Below are 17,260 nucleotides of genomic sequence, written 5' to 3'. Positions count from 1 at the left end.
TGTACTGACCAGCCTAAGTCTTAACTGACTACGTTATTTAGGTCATGACACCCGCTTGATGCGAAGCTAGTCCCTTGCTCTGTCGCTAGTAGTTAAACAGTCTTAAAGTCACTCTCGACAGTGCTGCTAGCCTGACAAGCCTTTATAACATTGGCGAAGCTAAAATTACTCCGAAAGGAGCAGAGGACAACCATATCCTCACTGGAGGGGTAACCATACCGCTCCACCTCGCAAGGGGATTCAAGGCGATTGAAATCGCCGGATCGTTTTCCTCTCAGGACTAAAGTCTCTGAGCTTCCCACTTACCGAGCTTTTCTGTGAGAAACTATCAGACAGTTCCCCTAACCCTGATCGGCATATTTTCAGGCAAAGCAAATCATATCCAGTCCGGTAGCTCGATCGGTCTCAAGTGGGTTGCGGTTGGCAATTTCAGAGGCTGCGATCGTCTCTTCACAGCAAACCATGACAAACCTGAACGATGCGATCGGACTTGCGATCGGGGGGAACACTCAGTCAAGGCCTTTTTAGATCTCGAACCAGCAAGTATGTAAGGACAGAGAAAACCTGCAAGTGTTGAAGATGTTGCCCTCAAATTGCCAGGGTTCTTCAAAACCTGATATACTGGCCAGCGACAAAGCTTGAGGCATTGTTGTGTGAGATGGGGAACATTACCTCAAGCACAGACGTATGTAAAATCGAGTGGCAATTGTCAGCGACTAGCAAAAGCTACTCAGCTATTGACAAACCCATACAGTAGTCTGTAATTAACGTGGATTTAGGTGTGAAGGAGAGAAATCATGGCAAATTTAACTAACGAAGAGCGCATTGCCAATCAGTTACAGCCAGTTGTGGTTGGGAATGCTGGCCCGGCAATTTTAGGTATCAAGTTCTTGGACCAGAACCGGGATGGCACCAGACAGGCAAATGAACCAGGTCTGGCGAATGTCCCCATCCTCCTCGAATCAGCAACAAGCACCAACGGTGTATTTGATGCTGGTACTGGGGAAGTCTTAACCACGACGGACGCTAACGGCGCGTTCTCATTCATAAATATTGTCCCGGGCAATTACGTACTCAGGGAAACCGTAATACCTAGTAATTTGACCCCTACTACTCCCAACCCCCTCGCGGTCACGGTTGGCAACAGAAATGTCAACGTTTTCTTTGGTAACGGCCCAGTCGATGTAGGCAGCCGAATTATTGGATGCAAATATCTAGACATAGATGCCGACGGTTTTCGCGACGGGAATGAACCGGGCATTAAAAATGTCAGGATATATCTTGATATCAATGGCAACGGTCAACGCGACGCAGCAGAACCCAACACCTTAACTGATAAAAATGGTGCTTGGTCATTCAACGTAGCACCAGGAAGCTACAAAGTTCGGGAAGAACGGATCAGACCAGAAGTTGATTCAAATGGAGTAAAAATTAACTCTCCCAACGCAGAACCATTAGAAACACAAGATTTCCCCCAAAGTACCCCGCCAAACAACGTTCCTTTACTAGACGTGACGGTAGCTGCCGGTCAAACTTTTGCCTGCGCTCAAGTTGGTGACACTCCGCTCTATCAAATTGAAGTTAACAAATTTCAAGACATAGACCGCAGTGGCACACGAAATGTCGTCAGTGGAGTTTTGGAACCCGCCGTTGCTCGCGTACCCTTCATCTTAGATTTGAACAAAAACGGTCGTTGGGATGCCGGATCAGAACCAATCACCATCACCGATATCAATGGAGTCGCTACCTTCAAAGATTTGCGTGCTGATAATTACTCAGTGTTGGAAATTTTTCCATCTGTACTACCAGCAGTAGTCGGTGGCGGTGTCCCAGGCAACATCAATCTGCCAGTAGGAACTACTTCCAACCCCACTCTGGTTTCGGCACCTGGGCCGCAAGCACGGTTCCAGGGTACGATCAGCAGAGAGCAACCGCTGTTAGTAGCCGACTCAACCTATACGCTGAGACCACAAGACCCTAAATTCATCGATACTAACCGCGACAGTATCCAACAACCAGGTGAAAGATCGATCGCAGCAACTGGCGAACGGCCGATTTTTGCCAACACGCCTGTACCTTTACCAGCGACTAACCCCTCACCAGCACTGACATTTCTTCCTGTAAGTCCTAATAATTCACTGGGAGGGAATAGTCCTTTTGGTAACACTCGACCAAACATCAATGTATTCAAGTACAATGATGTGGATTCAAATGGTCGCTACGAACCAAATATGGGTGACTCACCCATTGCCGGTGTCACCGTATTCCTTGACACCAACAATAATGGGACTCCTGAAGCTGGAGAACAACAAATACAAACTAATACCCAAGGGGTAGGATTTTTCCCCAACTTACCAGCAGGTAATTACACGGTACGGGAAGTAGTACCAGTTGGTTTTTCACCTTCGACAACTCCTGTCGTTCCAGTGACTCTGGCTACTCAAGACGCTAGGGTTGTTTTTGCCAATACGCCGAACAGCAACATCACTGGTTGCAAATTCGAGGACTTGAACCAGAACGGTTATCGAGATGGTAATGAACCTGCAATTAGTGGCGTTGTCGTCTATATCGATACCAACCGTGATGGTCAACGGCAGCCAACAGAACCATTTCAGACAACTGACCAGTTTGGTACTTTTGGATTCAGAAATTTGGTTCCTGGTACCTATAGCGTCCGAGAAGAGCTTTCTCCGGCTCAACTGAACTTCGTCCAGACTACTCAACCGCTGGATATCGTTCTCGGCCCCAATCAAACCTTTACTTGCGCTTTGATTGGCAACACTCGCCGTTATGATTTGTTAGTTCGGAAATTCCAAGATGATAACCGCAACGGCATACAAGATGGGAACGAAGGCCCTCTGGAAGGCATTCCATTTACTTTGGATTTGAACGAAAATGGTCGCTTCGATGCAGGCACTGAGCCTCTAGTCAGAACTAATGCACAAGGGATTGCTTTATTCTCAGATTTGTTGCCCAAAACTTACTCAGTTTTGGAAGTTTTTGGCGATCCTAGCGTTATCAACCCCTTCCCAATCCGCACTGGCCCGAATCCTACTAGCTTTGACGTGCCAGGCCCGAATACAGTGCCTTCGCCAGCAAGACCAGTTCCAGTCAGAACTGCTGCTAGCCTCCCTGATGAGTTGAATGGCACGGGTGTGGCTGCTACAGTTAGCGCCGATGACTTGACTAACCCCGGCAGTTCAACCGATTCTACGGTGAAGGCCAGCATGATCGCTGAATTCGTCGCAGGCGGTGCAGTTGTTACCAACTTTGATGATCTTGAGGCATTGAAAACAGCGAGTTCGCTGACTTTTGTAACGACAGAAGATAAGTCTCTCGATAAGTTACTGTTCGTCGCTCCTGCTCCAAGCCCGCTGTTTAAAGTTTAAGTTGGGTCTCTAGTTTGAGACTCAACAATTAGTAATTCGCTGGTTTAAGCTGCACGTCAAAACATTGTTTTGACGTGCAGTTTGCTGTTGTAGCGATCGCACAAACTGTCTTTATACCAATTTGCAAAATAATTGGTATTAGTCGTAGAGTGTGGCAAAAAGCATAACCGATAAAATTTTGCATCCCAACGGTGGCTCTGTGGTTAACGGATAGAAAGAAAGGACTTGCATTCCTGACTACGAACTTAATGTTTGTAGTCAGGACTTCAGTCCTCTTATTGAACATTGGTCAGTTCACACAAAACAGTAATCCCGCCACCTTGGTAGCGAGATTGATAGGTTGCAGTTTAACTATCCTCTAGTTTTGCTAGAGTGGAAATTAGCTTGCTGCTGAATTAGCTCTTCTTAGCCATTTCTTGCTGGATCGTGCTTTTGGCTGCTTTGAATTGAGTAGCCATTTGTTCCATTTGTGCTTCGCTAAAGTTGCGGCGAATTTGAGGGAACATATCATTTTCTTCTTCTTTTACGTGAGCCTGAACCGCTGCTTTGAGCTGTTGGATTTGAGCTTTGAAATCAGAAGAACTGGGGTTGAGAGCCTTGATTTTGGCGAGCATTTGCTTCATTTCTGCTTGCTCGTTGTACAGCGCTTGAGTATCGGTGTAGTAGCTGCGGACTGCGGGATAAACAACTTGTTCTTCGGCTGCTGCGTGCACGCTGAGGTCTTTGTAAAGTTGACCGAAGAATTCTTGCAGTTTTTGAGGATCGTCGGTTTTTTCGATTTCCATAAATATGGTATCGACTTTGCGGTGATCCATTGTGATGATTTCAGCGATGTTCATCTCTTCTTTGGTGCGGGTAACTGCACCGCCGATGATGCCGCTCATGGCTGCCATCGCATCTTGGACGCGAGCCCAAACGCCTTGATCGGGGTCTTTTCCGGTGAGTTCGCGCACTCCTAAGACTTCTAGAACTCCTTTGAGTTGTTCTTGGTGAGCACGGTTTTCAAAGTTAACTGTGTTGAGCGGGGTAATGGCCGCTTCGATGTCGGCGCCAACTACTTGAGCAGCTTTGTGCACTAACAAACCGGCCATTGTTTGTTGGTGTTTGAGCAGTTCGTGCTGACCGACTTTTTCAAACATTGTGAGTTCAGAACCTTTCATTAGTTTCTGAACTGCTTCGATCATTTTTGTGGTGGTTTCTTTGGGTTCAGCTTGAATGCCGTATTGGATGATGGTGGTTTCCAATACGCCCAAGTTTTTGCGATCGTCCTCCAGCATATCCCGGAAGCGATCGCACAGTTCGGAGTCGTTGCAGGAATTGATGAACAATTGCTCGTTGGCGATCAACAGGTTTTGCAGCGCTTTCATGTCTGCTAATTTCATCGCGATCGCTTGGCGCTTGGTATCTTCTAAGGTAGCTACCATCTGTCGTGTCTCCTCTGGATGTCTTTAGTGTTCTTACATCTCTTAATTTATGGAAATATTCTGATAACTTCCTCTTTCTACCGACTGATTCATTAATATCCCGCACAACCTATTGACTTTTGAGTAAAAAAATGGTAATTAATTAATGTTAAGGTCGTTTTGAAAACAGCAAAAACTACCCTTAATGAGAACAGAAGAACAGAGAACAGAAAACATAGAACTCACAACTGCCCAATGAGAAATGAGAACTGAGAACTGAGAACTCACAACTGACAACTGAATTTTGTATCAATTAATCCAGATCGCACAGCAGTAAAGCGCTACCATAGTCGCAGCCAAAGTTAACTAAAGTTTAAGAATAACTAGCTTGTCTCAACTCCTAACTGCTTTAGAGTTCCCAGCCAACGTCTGGAAGCTGCACAATGGGTTAACAGTCATTCACCAGCGGATTTCGGCCACACCGGTGGTTGCCCTAGACGTGTGGGTGAGGGCTGGTGCTATGAAGGAGCCGGATTCTTGGTCGGGAATGGCTCATTTTTTAGAACACATGATATTTAAAGGGACGGATGCGATCGCCCCTGGAGAATTTGACCAAGTAATTGAAAATCGTGGCGGTGTCGCCAATGCAGCTACAAGTCACGACTACGCCCATTTTTTCGTCAACGCTGCGGCCGATTATTTAGCAGAAACGGCGCAGCCACTGGCCGAATTGCTGCTGCGCGCTGCGATTCCCGATGCGGAATTCGATCGCGAACGAGATGTGGTGCTCGAAGAAATTCGCCAAGCTCAAGACGATCCCGATTGGCTGGGTTTCCAAGCAATGATGGAAACAGTTTACCAGCAGCATCCCTACAGGCGATCGGTATTAGGAACCGAAGAGTTGCTGATGTCGCGAACTCCCCACGAAATGCGGTGTTTTCATCGATCGCACTATCAGCCGGAAAACATGACTGTGGTGATAGTCGGAGGAATTGAGGAAGAACAAGCCAGAGACATCACGGGGAAAGCATTTGGGCAGTTTTCTGACAGGTGGGATTGTCCCAAATTTGCAGCAGAAGCGGAACCGCCGTTAGTAGCAATTCGCCGTCAGCAACTCCGTCTCCCCCGATTGGAACAAGCGCGGCTGATGATGGCATGGACTGGGCCGGGAGTTGAACAGTTACAAAATGCTTGCGGCTTGGATTTGCTCTCAGTGTTGCTCGCAGACGGGCGGACTTCGCGTTTAGTCCGGGAACTGCGGGAAGAATTACAATTGGTACAGGCGATCGAAAGCACTTTTTCACTACAACGAGAATCGAGTTTATTTACTATTTGTGCTGTGTTGGAAGCGGATGATATCGAACAGGTGGAAGCTCGGATTTGCGATCGGCTTTGGGAATTGCAATCTGAACCGGTTTCTGAGGCAGAACTGATGCGCTGCAAGCGTTTGCTGTGCAATGACTTCGCTTTTTCCATCGAAACGCCGGGACAGCTAGCCGGTCTTTATGGATATTACAGTACGATCGCCACTGCCGAATTAGCCCTCAGCTATCCTACCAGGATTCAGGCATTTAAAGCATCAGACCTCCAGCGGCTAGCTCAACAATATCTTTCTCCCCGGCGCTACGCCGCCGTGGTGCTCAAACCAGTCTGATTGTTAACCGAGTGAATATCAATATCTTTTGTACCGGATAGATGTTCGTTTGTCCGGGGTTTTCTCTGTTTGGCGCGCACCCTACCGGATATATGTTGTTATATAGCGGTTCTCAAAAAAGTGAGGTATGCCCTATGCCCTATGCCGGAAGCGTACCTGATCTTTCTGAGAAAGGCTATATTTAGATATTGTGCGTCAGACCTTACCCGGAATGACAGTATAACAAGATGCCAATGGAAAATAGCAAAATGGCGATCGAGTAATTACCAATTACCAATTACCAATTACCTATTCCCAATTCCCAATTACTAACTAAATTAATGATGAAAAATGAAATCCAGCGCAAGGTTTTAGACAACGGTATTGTTGTCTTAGCATCAGAAAATCCAGCAGCAGATATTATTGCAGCTAGGATATTTCTGCGCGCCGGTAGCCGCTGCGTACAGCCCGAACAAGCAGGATTGTCTCACTTGCTGTCGGCGGTAATGACTAAGGGAACCGATCGCCTGTCTTCGCTAGAAATTGCCGAACGTGTAGAATCAGTAGGAGCGAGGTTGAGTACAGACTCGACTACCGATTACTTTTTAGTGAGTTTGAAGACGGTTGTTGCCGATTTTCAGGACATTTTGGAGTTGGCTGCGGAATTGATGCGATCGCCCACTTTCCCGGAAGCTGAAGTCGAACTCGAACGCCGCATCGCCATATCAGCAATTCGATCGCAGCAAGAACAGCCATTTGCGATCGCCTTCGAGCAATTGCGACACGCGATGTACAAGGAACATCCCTATGCTTTCTCAACCTTGGGCACGGAAGCTACGATGTCAAAGCTCACCAGAAACGAGCTCGAACAGTTCCACAAAACCTATTTCCGTCCCGATAATGTAGTTATTTCTGTAGCCGGCAGAATATCGACTGAAGATGCGATCGCTTTAATCGATCGAACATTTGGCGACTGGAAAGCACCTTTAACACCCCTGCCAACTTTAGCAGTATCCCCGTTGACACCTTCCCCTCAATGCGTCGCTAAGGCGCAAGATACGCAGCAATCAGTGATTATGCTGGGCTACCTCGCACCGTCTGTCAAAAATCCCGACTACGCAGCAATGAAGTTGTTGAATACCTATTTGGGTAACGGTTTGTCGAGTCGGTTGTTTGTGGAATTGCGGGAAAAACGGGGTTTAGCTTACGATGTTTCCGCGCTCTACGCGACGCGCCTGGACAAGGCTCAGTTTGTCGCGTACATGGGTACAGCGCCGGAAAATACGGTGACTGCTTTTGAAGGATTGCGCACTGAGGTCGATCGGCTAGCCAACACCCAACTAAGCGAAGAAGAATTGCAAGCTTGCAAGAATAAAATGCTAGGTCAATATGCTTTAGGAAAACAAACTAATTCGCAAATTGCTCAAGTTTTAGGCTGGTACGAAATTCTGGAATTGGGTATTAAATTTGACCAGGAATTTCAAGCAGAAATTGCGGCGGTAACAACTGCTGAAGCTCAGGAAGCTGCTCGGAAATACTTCATCGAACCATATATTTCTCTGGTGGGCCCGGAAGCGGCGATTCAGGAATTGGGTGTGATGGCTGTTTGTTGAGTAGGAAATTAGCGATCGAACTTTTGAAAAGTTCGATCGCTGCGATTTACCTATTACCTATTACCTACTGATAGACTAAAAGAATTGATTGGGCTAAGTTGAGCTATGACCATTGCGATCGACCAACCAATACAACATAAACCACTCAGCTTTGACGAGTTTATCGCCCGTTATGGTGGCGATAACTGCTATGAACTGATTGATGGAGAGGTATTCGACTTGGAACCAACAGGCCCTCACGAAGAGGTTGCAGCCTTCATTACCACAAAAATCTGTGTCCAGATAGACGCAACAGGCTTACCTTGGTTTGTGCTTCAGCGGGGACTATTGCGCCCTTCAAATATTGGTATGACAGCATTTCGACCTGATGTTGCAGTTGTCGATCGAGATGAACTTACCAAAGAACTGTTTTGGTCTGACGAGTCGATCCTGACACTGGGCAGTTCGATTAAATTTGTGGCAGAAGTTGTTAGTAGCAACTGGCAAAATGATTATTCCCGTAAGGTCGAAGACTACGCAGTTTTAGGTATTCCTGAATATTGGATTGCAGACCACGCAGGATTGGGTGGTACTCAACACATTGGGAAGCCCAAACAACCCACGCTCTCTATCTGCACTTTAGTGAATGGGGAATATCAAATTCAGCAGATTCGGGGCAATCAGACCATCGTTTCTCTAACTTTCCCAGATTTAAAACTGACTGCTGAACAAGTGTTGATGGCTGGCAGGTAACAGTTGACAGTTGACAGTTGACAGTTGACAGTTGACTTCGGAGTGCGAAGTTTTTAGGCAAGGGCTTAAATCCCCTGCCTAAAAACAATCCATCTAAAGGTGGGGCTTAAATCCCCTGTGCTTCGGTAAAATCACTATAAGCTGTTGGGCAATTAAATTGGATGTTGAAAAACAATCAAACAATGATTGGGGTGGGCGGGAGAGCCCGCTCTAAATATACGCTGATATCAGGTCGTGAGTTGATGACTCCTTTGCTTTGCCAATAAGCAACAAGTTCTGCTCCAGTTTTAGGTGGGTTGCTCAGAACTTTTCTGATCGATAAAACACGTAGGATATATTCAGATAAAGGTAGGTTTAGTCGCAAGGCTTCAGTAGATAGTTGACTTTCCAACTCCGGTAGCAACTCTAATTGAATGCTTATTTCTGCATTTCTCATCGATCGAGATTCTCAATTAATCGTAGCTGATTTCCTGATTATTAGAATATTCCTGCCACATAACGGCACAACCGAAAAAATTAAACACACTTTCATTGAACCTTTTCTGTTCCCGATCGGTCTAAATCACAGACAGACCCATCAAGATCTAATTTATATCTACTTTTTTAGAATATGTACCTTGTAAAAAACTTTCACATTAAAAAAGAGCTGACTCCCTGGCTGGGCGGGATTCTCGCCACCGGATTGCTGGCAGGAGTAGGCTACACAGCTTACAGCCAACTCGCAGTCAAACAGCGTAGCGAAACCGCGCGCAAGGAAAAAACCGTTGCTGTAGAAAGGCTCAACCTGCCGATTACAATTTCGGCAAACGGCACAATTGTGCCCGAACGTTCCGTCAACGTCAGCCCCAAAACTTCAGGAGTGCTCAAAAGTTTGCTTGTCAACGAAGGAGATAGCGTTGAAAAAGGGCAGATTCTCGCCTACATGGACGACTCCAACCTCCAAGGCCAACTTACCCAAACTCGCGGACAACTCGCAGCCGCCGAAGCAAACTTGCAAAAATTGCTCAACGGTAATCGCAGCCAAGATATTGCTGCGGCTAAGGCAGTTTTAGCAGAACAACAAGCCAGTCTGGAAAAATTGCTCAACGGGAATCGCAGCCAAGATGTTGCTGTAGCTGAGGCGCAAGTCGCAGAACAACAGGCAAATTTACAAAAATTGCTCAATGGGAATCGAACTCAGGAGATTGTCGTCGCCGAGGCGCAATTAGCTGAACAACAGGCAAATTTACAAAAGTTGCTTGAGGGGAATCGGCCTGAAGATATCGCCCAAGCAAGTGCCAAACTCAAAGATGCCGAATACGCTAAAAATCAAGCAGAGGATGACTTTCAGAGAAATCAAGAACTCTATTCTGCTGGGGCGATTGCTTTGCAAATTGTCAACAATTCCCGCACCGCGCGCGATCGAGCCGGCACGCAAGTCAGACAAGCCGAACAAGCTGTAGCTTTGTTGAAGGCCGGTGCTCGCCCCCAAGAAATCGCAGCAGCTAGGGCTGCGGTGGAGCAGAAACGGCAAGCTTTGGCCCTAGCGCGATCGGGCGCGCGCCCCGAAGATATCGCTGCGGGGCGGGCTGCTGTGGAGCAGAAACGGCAAGCTTTGGCCCTGGTGCGATCGGGCGCGCGCCCCGAAGAAATCGCCCAAGCCCGCGCCGCAGTCGAGCAAAAACAGCAAGCTTTGGCGCTGCTAGAAGCCGGTTCTCGCCCCGAAGAAATCGCCCAAGCCCGCGCCCAAGTTCTCTCCGCTAGAGGCAGCCTGCAAAGCGTCGAAGCCCTGATCGATGACACTGTGTTGCGGGCTCCTTTTAGCGGCACTGTCACCCGCAAATACGCAGATCCGGGCGCTTTTGTGACTCCCACGACAGCGGGAAGTGCGGTTTCTTCGGCGACTTCTTCTTCGATTTTGTCCTTAGCTTCAAAAAATCAATTAATCGCCAACGTAGCAGAAACTAATATTGCTCAGATTCAGATCGGCCAAGCTGCGTCTATTCAAGCCGATGCTTTTGCAGGAAAAACTTTTGCAGGTAAAATCACTCAAATTTCGCCTCAGTCGATCGTCCAGCAAAATGTGACAAGTTTTGAGGTAAAAGCCGCAATTATTAATGATGACAAACAAATGCTGCGTTCTGGGATGAATGTAAATGTCGAGTTTAAAGCAGGCGAACTCAAAAATGTTTTGGTAGTCCCCACCGCGGCAATTGTCCGCCAACAAAGGGCAACGGGGGTGTTTGTTCCCGGCGGAAAAGATGGCAAACCTGCTTTTATGCCGATTAAAACTGGTATGACAGTCGATGACAAGACGGAAGTGCGATCGGGTTTGAAAGGAGATGAAAAAGTGCTGATTAGTTTACCCTCCGGATTGCGGCCTAGATCCCAAACTCCATCATCGGGTGGAATTCCAGGTTTGCAACCAGGTGGCGGAACCCGCTTGCGTTAGTTGTCAGTTGACTGTTGTCAGTTGACTGTTGTCAGTAGTCAGTGGTTGACAATTACCAATGCCCAATGCCCAATCAATAATAACATGAAATTAAAGACTCCCCCAGCTATCAACAAAATCTCAAACATTCAAATCGCCTTCATGGCGACAGAAGCCCTGTGGAATAATAAATTGCGTACCAATTAATTATCGCTCTCCTACCTCTCCCCCTCTGCGCTCTCTGCGCTCTCTGCGGTTAAAAAAAATCTTAATCCCCACCAGCCATCAACAAAATCTCAAACATTCAAATCGCATTCATGGGAACAGAAGCGCTGTGGAATAATAAATTGCATACCAATTAATTATCGATCTCCCTCTGCGCTCTCTGCGCTCTCTGCGGTTAAAAAAATCTTAATCCCCACCAACTAGACATTACCAATACCCAACCACCTAATGAAACTAAAGACTCCCCCAGCCATCAACAAAATCTCCAACGTTCAAATCGCATTCATGGCGACAGAAGCGCTGTGGAATAATAAATTGCGTACCAGTTTAACCATGCTGGGTGTAATTATTGGGATATCTTCAGTAATTGCCATTACTTCGGTAGGACAAGGAGTCCAAAAATCAACAGAAGAACAGTTTAAATCTTTGGGTACAAATGTGCTGTTGGTGTTATCCGGTGCTTCTCGAACGGGCGGTGTCAGTCAGGGAAGCGGTTCTGCTACTACCCTGACTTGGGATGACGCTAGGGCGATCGGCAAACAAGCTCCCGCAGTCAAAGCAATTACCGCTTATTTGCAGCGCCAAGTGCAAATCGTTTACGGCGGACAAAATTCATTTACTGCGATTTTGGGAACAGATTTAAACTATCCAGATGTGAAGAACATTCAACCCCAACAAGGACGATTTTTTACTGAGGATGAATTGAATGCTGCTGAGCCAGTAGTTGTCCTCGGTTCTAAGGTGCGGGACGAACTTTTTGGAGTCGGAGCTAATGCGCTATCCTCCGATATTCGCATTCAGGGAAACCGCTACAAGGTCATTGGAGTGATGGAAAGCAAGGGGTCTGTAGGGGGAACCGATCAGGACGATCGAGTGTATATTCCCCTCAAAAATATGTCTTCGCGGATTGTGGGGAGAAATTCTTTAGCCGGGATAGCGATTTCGGGTTTTTGGTTGGAAACTGCCGGCGAAGCGGATTTAGCGGATGCTCAATTTCAAGTGGAAAATATCATGCGCTTGCGCCACAATATTTATCCGCCACAACCGGATGATTTTCGAGTTATCAATCAAGTTGAGATTGTTAGCACTTTCAGCAATGTAATAGGTTTATTTACGGTGATGGTGGGAGCGATCGCCGGAATTTCTTTGGTAGTTGGCGGCATCGGTATTGCTAATATTATGTTGGTGTCTGTTGTGGAGCGCACGAAGGAAATCGGGATTCGCAAAGCGGTAGGCGCTACTAATGCAGCAATTCTGATTCAATTTATGGCCGAATCTATTTTAGTGTCTACCGTGGGGGGAACGGCGGGTATTGGGTTGGGAATTGCGATCGCCTTTGGGGCCGCGACAGCGTTCAAATTTCCGTTTGTGGTTTCTGTCTGGTCGATTACAGCAGGTTTTGGGCTATCTTTTACCGTCGGGTTGTTAGCTGGAGTATTGCCGGCTCGGAATGCCGCTCGCTTAGATCCGATCGCAGCTTTACGCAATGATTGAAATTGAGCTGGTCGTGCGATATAATTAGAAATTGCCCAAAAAGGTATTTAACACATTATCTATAGCCTTCTGTGTCTTCCGCAGCACAGGCGGGATGCGCGTGAATTTCTACGCCTGTAAATTTATACAGCAAACAAAACCTTAATGAGCAACCAACCTGAACTCAACAAATACAAGCAAGAAATAGCAGATTTGTACAGCAGCAGAAGTCAAACCTATGACAATAGCGATTGGCATTTACAGATTGCTCGCCGTTTGGTAGAATACGGGGGAGTGAGTTTAGGCCACCAGGTTTTAGACATTGCAACGGGAACAGGTCATGTGGCGATCGCAGCAGCTCAAATTGTGGGGTCAGAAGGTCGAGTTGTCGGCATAGATATTGCAACGGGAATGCTCGATCGAGCCAGAAACAAAGCTCAAGAATTAAATCTAAAAAATACCGAATTTATGCTTGCAGATGCCGAAGCGCTAGACTTTCCAGTCAATAGCTGCGATCGCATATTTTGTGCCTCTGCCTTTATTTGGATGTCCGACTTGCACGCAGCCCTCACCCACTGGCACAAATTTCTCAAGCCAGGCGGAATCCTAGGGATTCAAGCCTTTGCCGATACCGCTTTTGTGGGCGGAATTGTGACACAGAAAGTAGCTAAAAAATACGGCATTTCCTTCAAAATGAGCCAACCCACAGGTACTGTAGAAAAGTGCCGCAGCTTGCTCGAACAAGCAGGATTTGAAGATGTAGAAATTAAAATTGATCGAGATGGTAGCTATATCAGTTTAGAAAAAGCAAAAGCAATGTGGGCGGGAAGTTCTCATCCGGCTCCCGGACAGTATCCGCCTCCTTTGTCAACACTTTCAACCGAGCAATTAGCGCAAGCTAAAGCTGAGTTTGATACTGAAATAGAAGCATTGCAAACCGAACGAGGAGTTTGGAACGATATCACAACTTTTTATGTTTTCGGTCGGAAATAGTAGCCGACAATCTCCCTATTTTACCATTACTGTAGGGGCGGGTTCGCCCAGATATTTGACATTAATCGACAAATTATAAAACCCGCCCCCACCCACGCAAAAATTAAGTTAAATAGGTGTAATTTGAAAGCCACAAAGTTGACAAATACCTCCGTTGCCATCCAAAGTAAAGTTGATAGATGGTAGCCCGCAGATAATACGAGTAATACCAATATCGCCCTTAAACCAACTCTGCATCACACACACCGGAAATGTTGAATTGAGTAGGGATCTGGGTTAATCCACCAGTGAGAAAAAAGTCAGGCAGAGCCCCGAATGAAGCGAACCCATTAGCGTTGTCTCTTATACCTGTAATAACAACACTACCAGATATTCCTGGTCTACCAGTGGCCGCAAAACCAAGATCATCGCAGTCTCCAAAAGCATTTGGCTTGCTTCTTATCTCAAAACTTACCGTGCCACTCGAAGAGGAAATGGGAATGTTTTTGGTTTGTTTTCCACTCCTTGTATTAAGTTCTACGAGTATGTTGTTTATTTTATTTTGTGGATCGCAGTAGGTAACTTTGACTTCTGCCGCTTGTCCATAGTTGACAACTGAAGGGATGACTTCTGCCTTAAAGACTTGCTCCGAACAAGTTGGTTCAGGCGTTACAGGAGTAGTCGCAGGTTTATCGCAGAAGTCAAAGGGAATACCCGTCTTATCAGCAAGAAACTTTCGGATCTGAGGCAAAAAGTTTGTTTTAGAGGCTGTCGGCTCTTTTTTCTGAAATGAATCAATAAGACTAGCAGTAGATACAACTATATCTAATTTATTTCCTGTACCTTCTGCCAAGTCTCCTGCAATTTCTCCTGATTTGGTAACTTTCTCAATTGCCTTTCCAAACAATTCTTTAATTACTGCATCACCAAGGTCTTTATCGCTACCTGTAAGAAGTTTGCAACTGTAGTCAAGGACTTTCAACGCAGTCGATACTCCCTTCAATCCTAATCCAACAAGTTCAAGGGGAGCAAAGGCTAAACCACCAACTATTCCAAGATTAGCAGCAACATCTACCACTTTACCCACTTTGCCAGTTCCTTCACAGAATTTTTTAACTGACTCACAATCTTTCGCAAAATCTCGTCCGCCAACTGGGGGAGGAGTCGTTGGTTTTGGTGGCTCAGGAGTTGGAGATGTTGGAGATGGATCGGGAGGAAGAGGAATCTTTACAGTGTCAAAAATCTGACCATCTTTGATCCGCGATATTTCACCTTGATCCGGCTTCCCAGGTTCGTTACTCGGTTGATTCTTAATTCGCGTAGTTTCATTAGATCCTTCAAGAGTGATATCCGCCGTTGTACCATCTCGACTTAAGCTCGTTGTACTACCACGAATACCCGTTGTAGGATTGGGTACAAATATAACTGATTCTACGAAACGTCCGTCAGCATCATCTTGAAAAACAATTATATATTTGCTACCATCACTCGCTGGAAATTCCATCTGAAATCTGTTATCAGATAGCTTTGTCACCTCTGGTAAATCGATCGTCGCCACGTCTTCAGGACGATCGGGCTCCACATCATAAGGTCTGAAACGACCTTTTAAATCATCTGGTGTAACTCCCAAAACAGTACCTAACAACGCCCCTGTTGCAGCTACCTTAACATCCACAGCAGAACCGCCGAAAGGCTGCACTTTCGACTCCAAAACAATATCGGATTCTTTCAGATTTGTGCTAAGTCCGATGAAATCGATCGTTCTTTGAAAGTCCGTAATTAAGTCAAAAGTAGGAGATCCTAAAGCCGCTTCCGATCGCAGAAAAAATATATCTTGACCCGCACCACCAGTCAGAGTGTCATTGCCAAGATCGCCAATTAGGAAGTCATCGCCATCTCCCCCATTGATGATATCGTTACCGCGACCACCCCGCAAAAAGTCGTCTCCCCCTGCGCCGAAGATTACGTCATTACCTGCATTTCCGTTAACACCGTCAGCATTGTCACCACCCTGCAAGGTGTCTGCACCCGCACCGCCAAGAAGGCCGTTTTCGCCAGCACCCCCACTCAGAAAATCGTTTCCCAAGCCGCCTTGCAGCAAATCATTACCACCTCGGCCCTCAATTCTGTCATTTCCTTCGTCGCCATAGACGATATCCCCAGATTCCGAGCCAGTAATCGTATCCGCACCGCCTAAACCCCGCAAACCGCCTAAGAGGGTATCGAGTAAGCCGAGGGGGATGGTGAATGTGTCGCTTTGCTCAGTCAAAACGTAAGCGCTACCATCTGGAGAAAGTGAGCCGTTGCTGACTTGGGAACTCGATCGCCCAATATCGCCAGCACTACCGGATATAAAGTCGCTTCCTGTGTTACCATTCAACAAGTCTGGCGCGACAGAAGGTTCTAGCGTATCGTTACCCCCTAGGTTGAGGATATCCTGGATAGGTTGAGCATTCGATGCCGTCTCTTGGGTCGCAGTTTTCTTGAAGGGACAGCCGCAATCCGCTTGACTTTCTTCACTGTTACCATTCAAAAGGTCTTCGTTTTTGTCCAGCAGAGCCAAATTGTCAGGCATTGTGTCGCTCTCCTTCGTGTTGGTGCAAATAAACTAATTCAGAATCTACCTCATCTGTATCACTTTTGTCTTGGCTGAAAAAGCCCGAAAAAGACTGAAAAAGCCCGGAGTTTCACCCACTTTTATTTTTTCCTCACTCAACCCATGCAGCCCAACGACGATCGCCCGTTGCAAGCCGTCCCAGACGAGAACGAACTGCTAAAATTGGTCGATGGCCTGATCTTCGAGAAAACGGGCAAACATCTCAATACGCTACAACGGCTAGTGCTTGAGGGAATGTATGATGGCAAAACCTACGAAACGATCGCGCGTGACACCCGCTACACCACCAAATACGTCCGAGAAGTCGGCTACAAACTGCTCAAAACTCTCTCCGTAGTCATGGATGAAGAGATGCAAAAAGGCAATCTCAAAGCTGCGATCGATCGCAGAAATATCAGCAATACTTCAAATTTTGGTAGAGATTATATTCAATACGTCGAATACGTCCACACCCTCAATCTCAAACCCTGTCCTTTTTCGCCTACCAACTCTGACAACGATCGCCCCACTGAATCCAGATTCAAAACTCAGATCGAACGGCTGGAAATTGATGTCGCTGAAGTCGTTTGCAAATTGCACAGTCAAGGTATCGAACCATGCCAAATCGCTTTGTTGCTTGGTCTACCCGATGTGATAATCAACAAAATATTGAGTGAATTATCATAGCTAAGGAATGAAAATTTAATAACTTTAGCGTTGGTTAAATAGTCGGCACTGCACGATAATTCCATTTTGGTAGATATTCATCAAAAATAATTTTCATTGTTTCTTTAAATCCATTAGCTACTTTTCG

10 protein-coding genes are annotated in these 17,260 nt (G+C 46.4%); 8 read left to right on the top strand and 2 right to left on the bottom strand.

The window, feature by feature from the left end:
* Positions 1-797 precede the first annotated feature (797 nt).
* Positions 798-3,389, top strand: a complete 2,592-nt coding sequence (locus K4039_RS06140; RefSeq protein ID WP_265234254.1) for an SdrD B-like domain-containing protein — start codon at positions 798-800, stop codon at positions 3,387-3,389.
* Between the two features lie 395 nt (positions 3,390-3,784).
* On the opposite strand, the gene K4039_RS06135 is transcribed toward K4039_RS06140, so the two are convergent.
* Positions 3,785-4,813: a hemerythrin domain-containing protein gene (locus tag K4039_RS06135; protein ID WP_265234253.1), complete on the bottom strand. Its 1,029-nt coding sequence runs from the start codon at positions 4,811-4,813 to the stop codon at positions 3,785-3,787.
* A gap of 367 nt (positions 4,814-5,180) precedes the next feature.
* Between K4039_RS06135 and K4039_RS06130 the strand changes: the two genes are divergently transcribed.
* The 6 genes from K4039_RS06130 to K4039_RS06105 all read left to right on the top strand — a co-directional run bounded on the left by K4039_RS06130 (position 5,181) and on the right by K4039_RS06105 (position 13,871).
* Positions 5,181-6,446 carry a pitrilysin family protein gene (locus tag K4039_RS06130; RefSeq protein ID WP_265234252.1) on the top strand — a complete coding sequence of 422 codons (1,266 nt, stop codon included), beginning with the start codon at positions 5,181-5,183 and terminating at the stop codon, positions 6,444-6,446.
* Positions 6,447-6,769: 323 nt separating this feature from the next.
* A complete protein-coding gene (locus tag K4039_RS06125) occupies positions 6,770-8,038 on the top strand; it encodes a pitrilysin family protein (RefSeq protein ID WP_265234352.1) in 1,269 nt (422 codons plus the stop codon).
* Between the two features lie 105 nt (positions 8,039-8,143).
* Positions 8,144-8,770, top strand: a complete 627-nt coding sequence (locus K4039_RS06120) for a Uma2 family endonuclease (protein ID WP_265234251.1) — start codon at positions 8,144-8,146, stop codon at positions 8,768-8,770.
* A gap of 610 nt (positions 8,771-9,380) precedes the next feature.
* On the top strand, positions 9,381-11,201 hold the full coding sequence (locus K4039_RS06115) for an efflux RND transporter periplasmic adaptor subunit (protein WP_265234250.1): 1,821 nt from the start codon (positions 9,381-9,383) through the stop codon (positions 11,199-11,201).
* 432 nt (positions 11,202-11,633) lie between these two features.
* Positions 11,634-12,899: an ABC transporter permease gene (locus K4039_RS06110; RefSeq protein ID WP_265234249.1), complete on the top strand. Its 1,266-nt coding sequence runs from the start codon at positions 11,634-11,636 to the stop codon at positions 12,897-12,899.
* A gap of 144 nt (positions 12,900-13,043) precedes the next feature.
* On the top strand, positions 13,044-13,871 hold the full coding sequence (locus K4039_RS06105; protein WP_265234248.1) for a class I SAM-dependent methyltransferase: 828 nt from the start codon (positions 13,044-13,046) through the stop codon (positions 13,869-13,871).
* 220 nt (positions 13,872-14,091) lie between these two features.
* Here K4039_RS06105 and K4039_RS06100 read toward each other — a convergent pair whose 3' ends face one another.
* A complete protein-coding gene (locus K4039_RS06100) occupies positions 14,092-16,425 on the bottom strand; it encodes a calcium-binding protein (RefSeq protein ID WP_265234247.1) in 2,334 nt (777 codons plus the stop codon).
* Positions 16,426-16,569: 144 nt separating this feature from the next.
* Between K4039_RS06100 and K4039_RS06095 the strand changes: the two genes are divergently transcribed.
* The gene (locus tag K4039_RS06095; protein ID WP_265234245.1) at positions 16,570-17,133 is read left to right on the top strand and encodes a hypothetical protein; all 564 of its coding nucleotides are present in this window, start codon (positions 16,570-16,572) and stop codon (positions 17,131-17,133) included.
* Positions 17,134-17,260: the final 127 nt, after the last annotated feature.

The organism is Lyngbya sp. CCAP 1446/10 (genome assembly GCF_026130175.1).
In the GTDB taxonomy this organism is placed as follows: Bacteria; Cyanobacteriota; Cyanobacteriia; order Cyanobacteriales; family Microcoleaceae; genus Microcoleus.
The sequence above is the reverse complement of the archived record's forward strand: the minus strand, read 5'-3'. Positions and strand labels throughout refer to the sequence as shown.

Bases quoted from the DNA above. Each gene is read 5' to 3' on its own strand.
- K4039_RS06140 (WP_265234254.1), top strand. From the start codon at position 798: ATGGCAAATTTAACTAACGAAGAGCGCATTGCCAATCAGTTACAGCCA.
- K4039_RS06135 (WP_265234253.1), bottom strand. From the start codon at position 4,813: ATGGTAGCTACCTTAGAAGATACCAAGCGCCAAGCGATCGCGATGAAA.
- K4039_RS06125 (WP_265234352.1), top strand. From the start codon at position 6,770: ATGAAAAATGAAATCCAGCGCAAGGTTTTAGACAACGGTATTGTTGTC.
- K4039_RS06120 (WP_265234251.1), top strand. From the start codon at position 8,144: ATGACCATTGCGATCGACCAACCAATACAACATAAACCACTCAGCTTT.
- K4039_RS06115 (WP_265234250.1), top strand. From the start codon at position 9,381: ATGTACCTTGTAAAAAACTTTCACATTAAAAAAGAGCTGACTCCCTGG.
- K4039_RS06110 (WP_265234249.1), top strand. From the start codon at position 11,634: ATGAAACTAAAGACTCCCCCAGCCATCAACAAAATCTCCAACGTTCAA.
- K4039_RS06105 (WP_265234248.1), top strand. From the start codon at position 13,044: ATGAGCAACCAACCTGAACTCAACAAATACAAGCAAGAAATAGCAGAT.
- K4039_RS06100 (WP_265234247.1), bottom strand. From the start codon at position 16,425: ATGCCTGACAATTTGGCTCTGCTGGACAAAAACGAAGACCTTTTGAAT.
- K4039_RS06095 (WP_265234245.1), top strand. From the start codon at position 16,570: ATGCAGCCCAACGACGATCGCCCGTTGCAAGCCGTCCCAGACGAGAAC.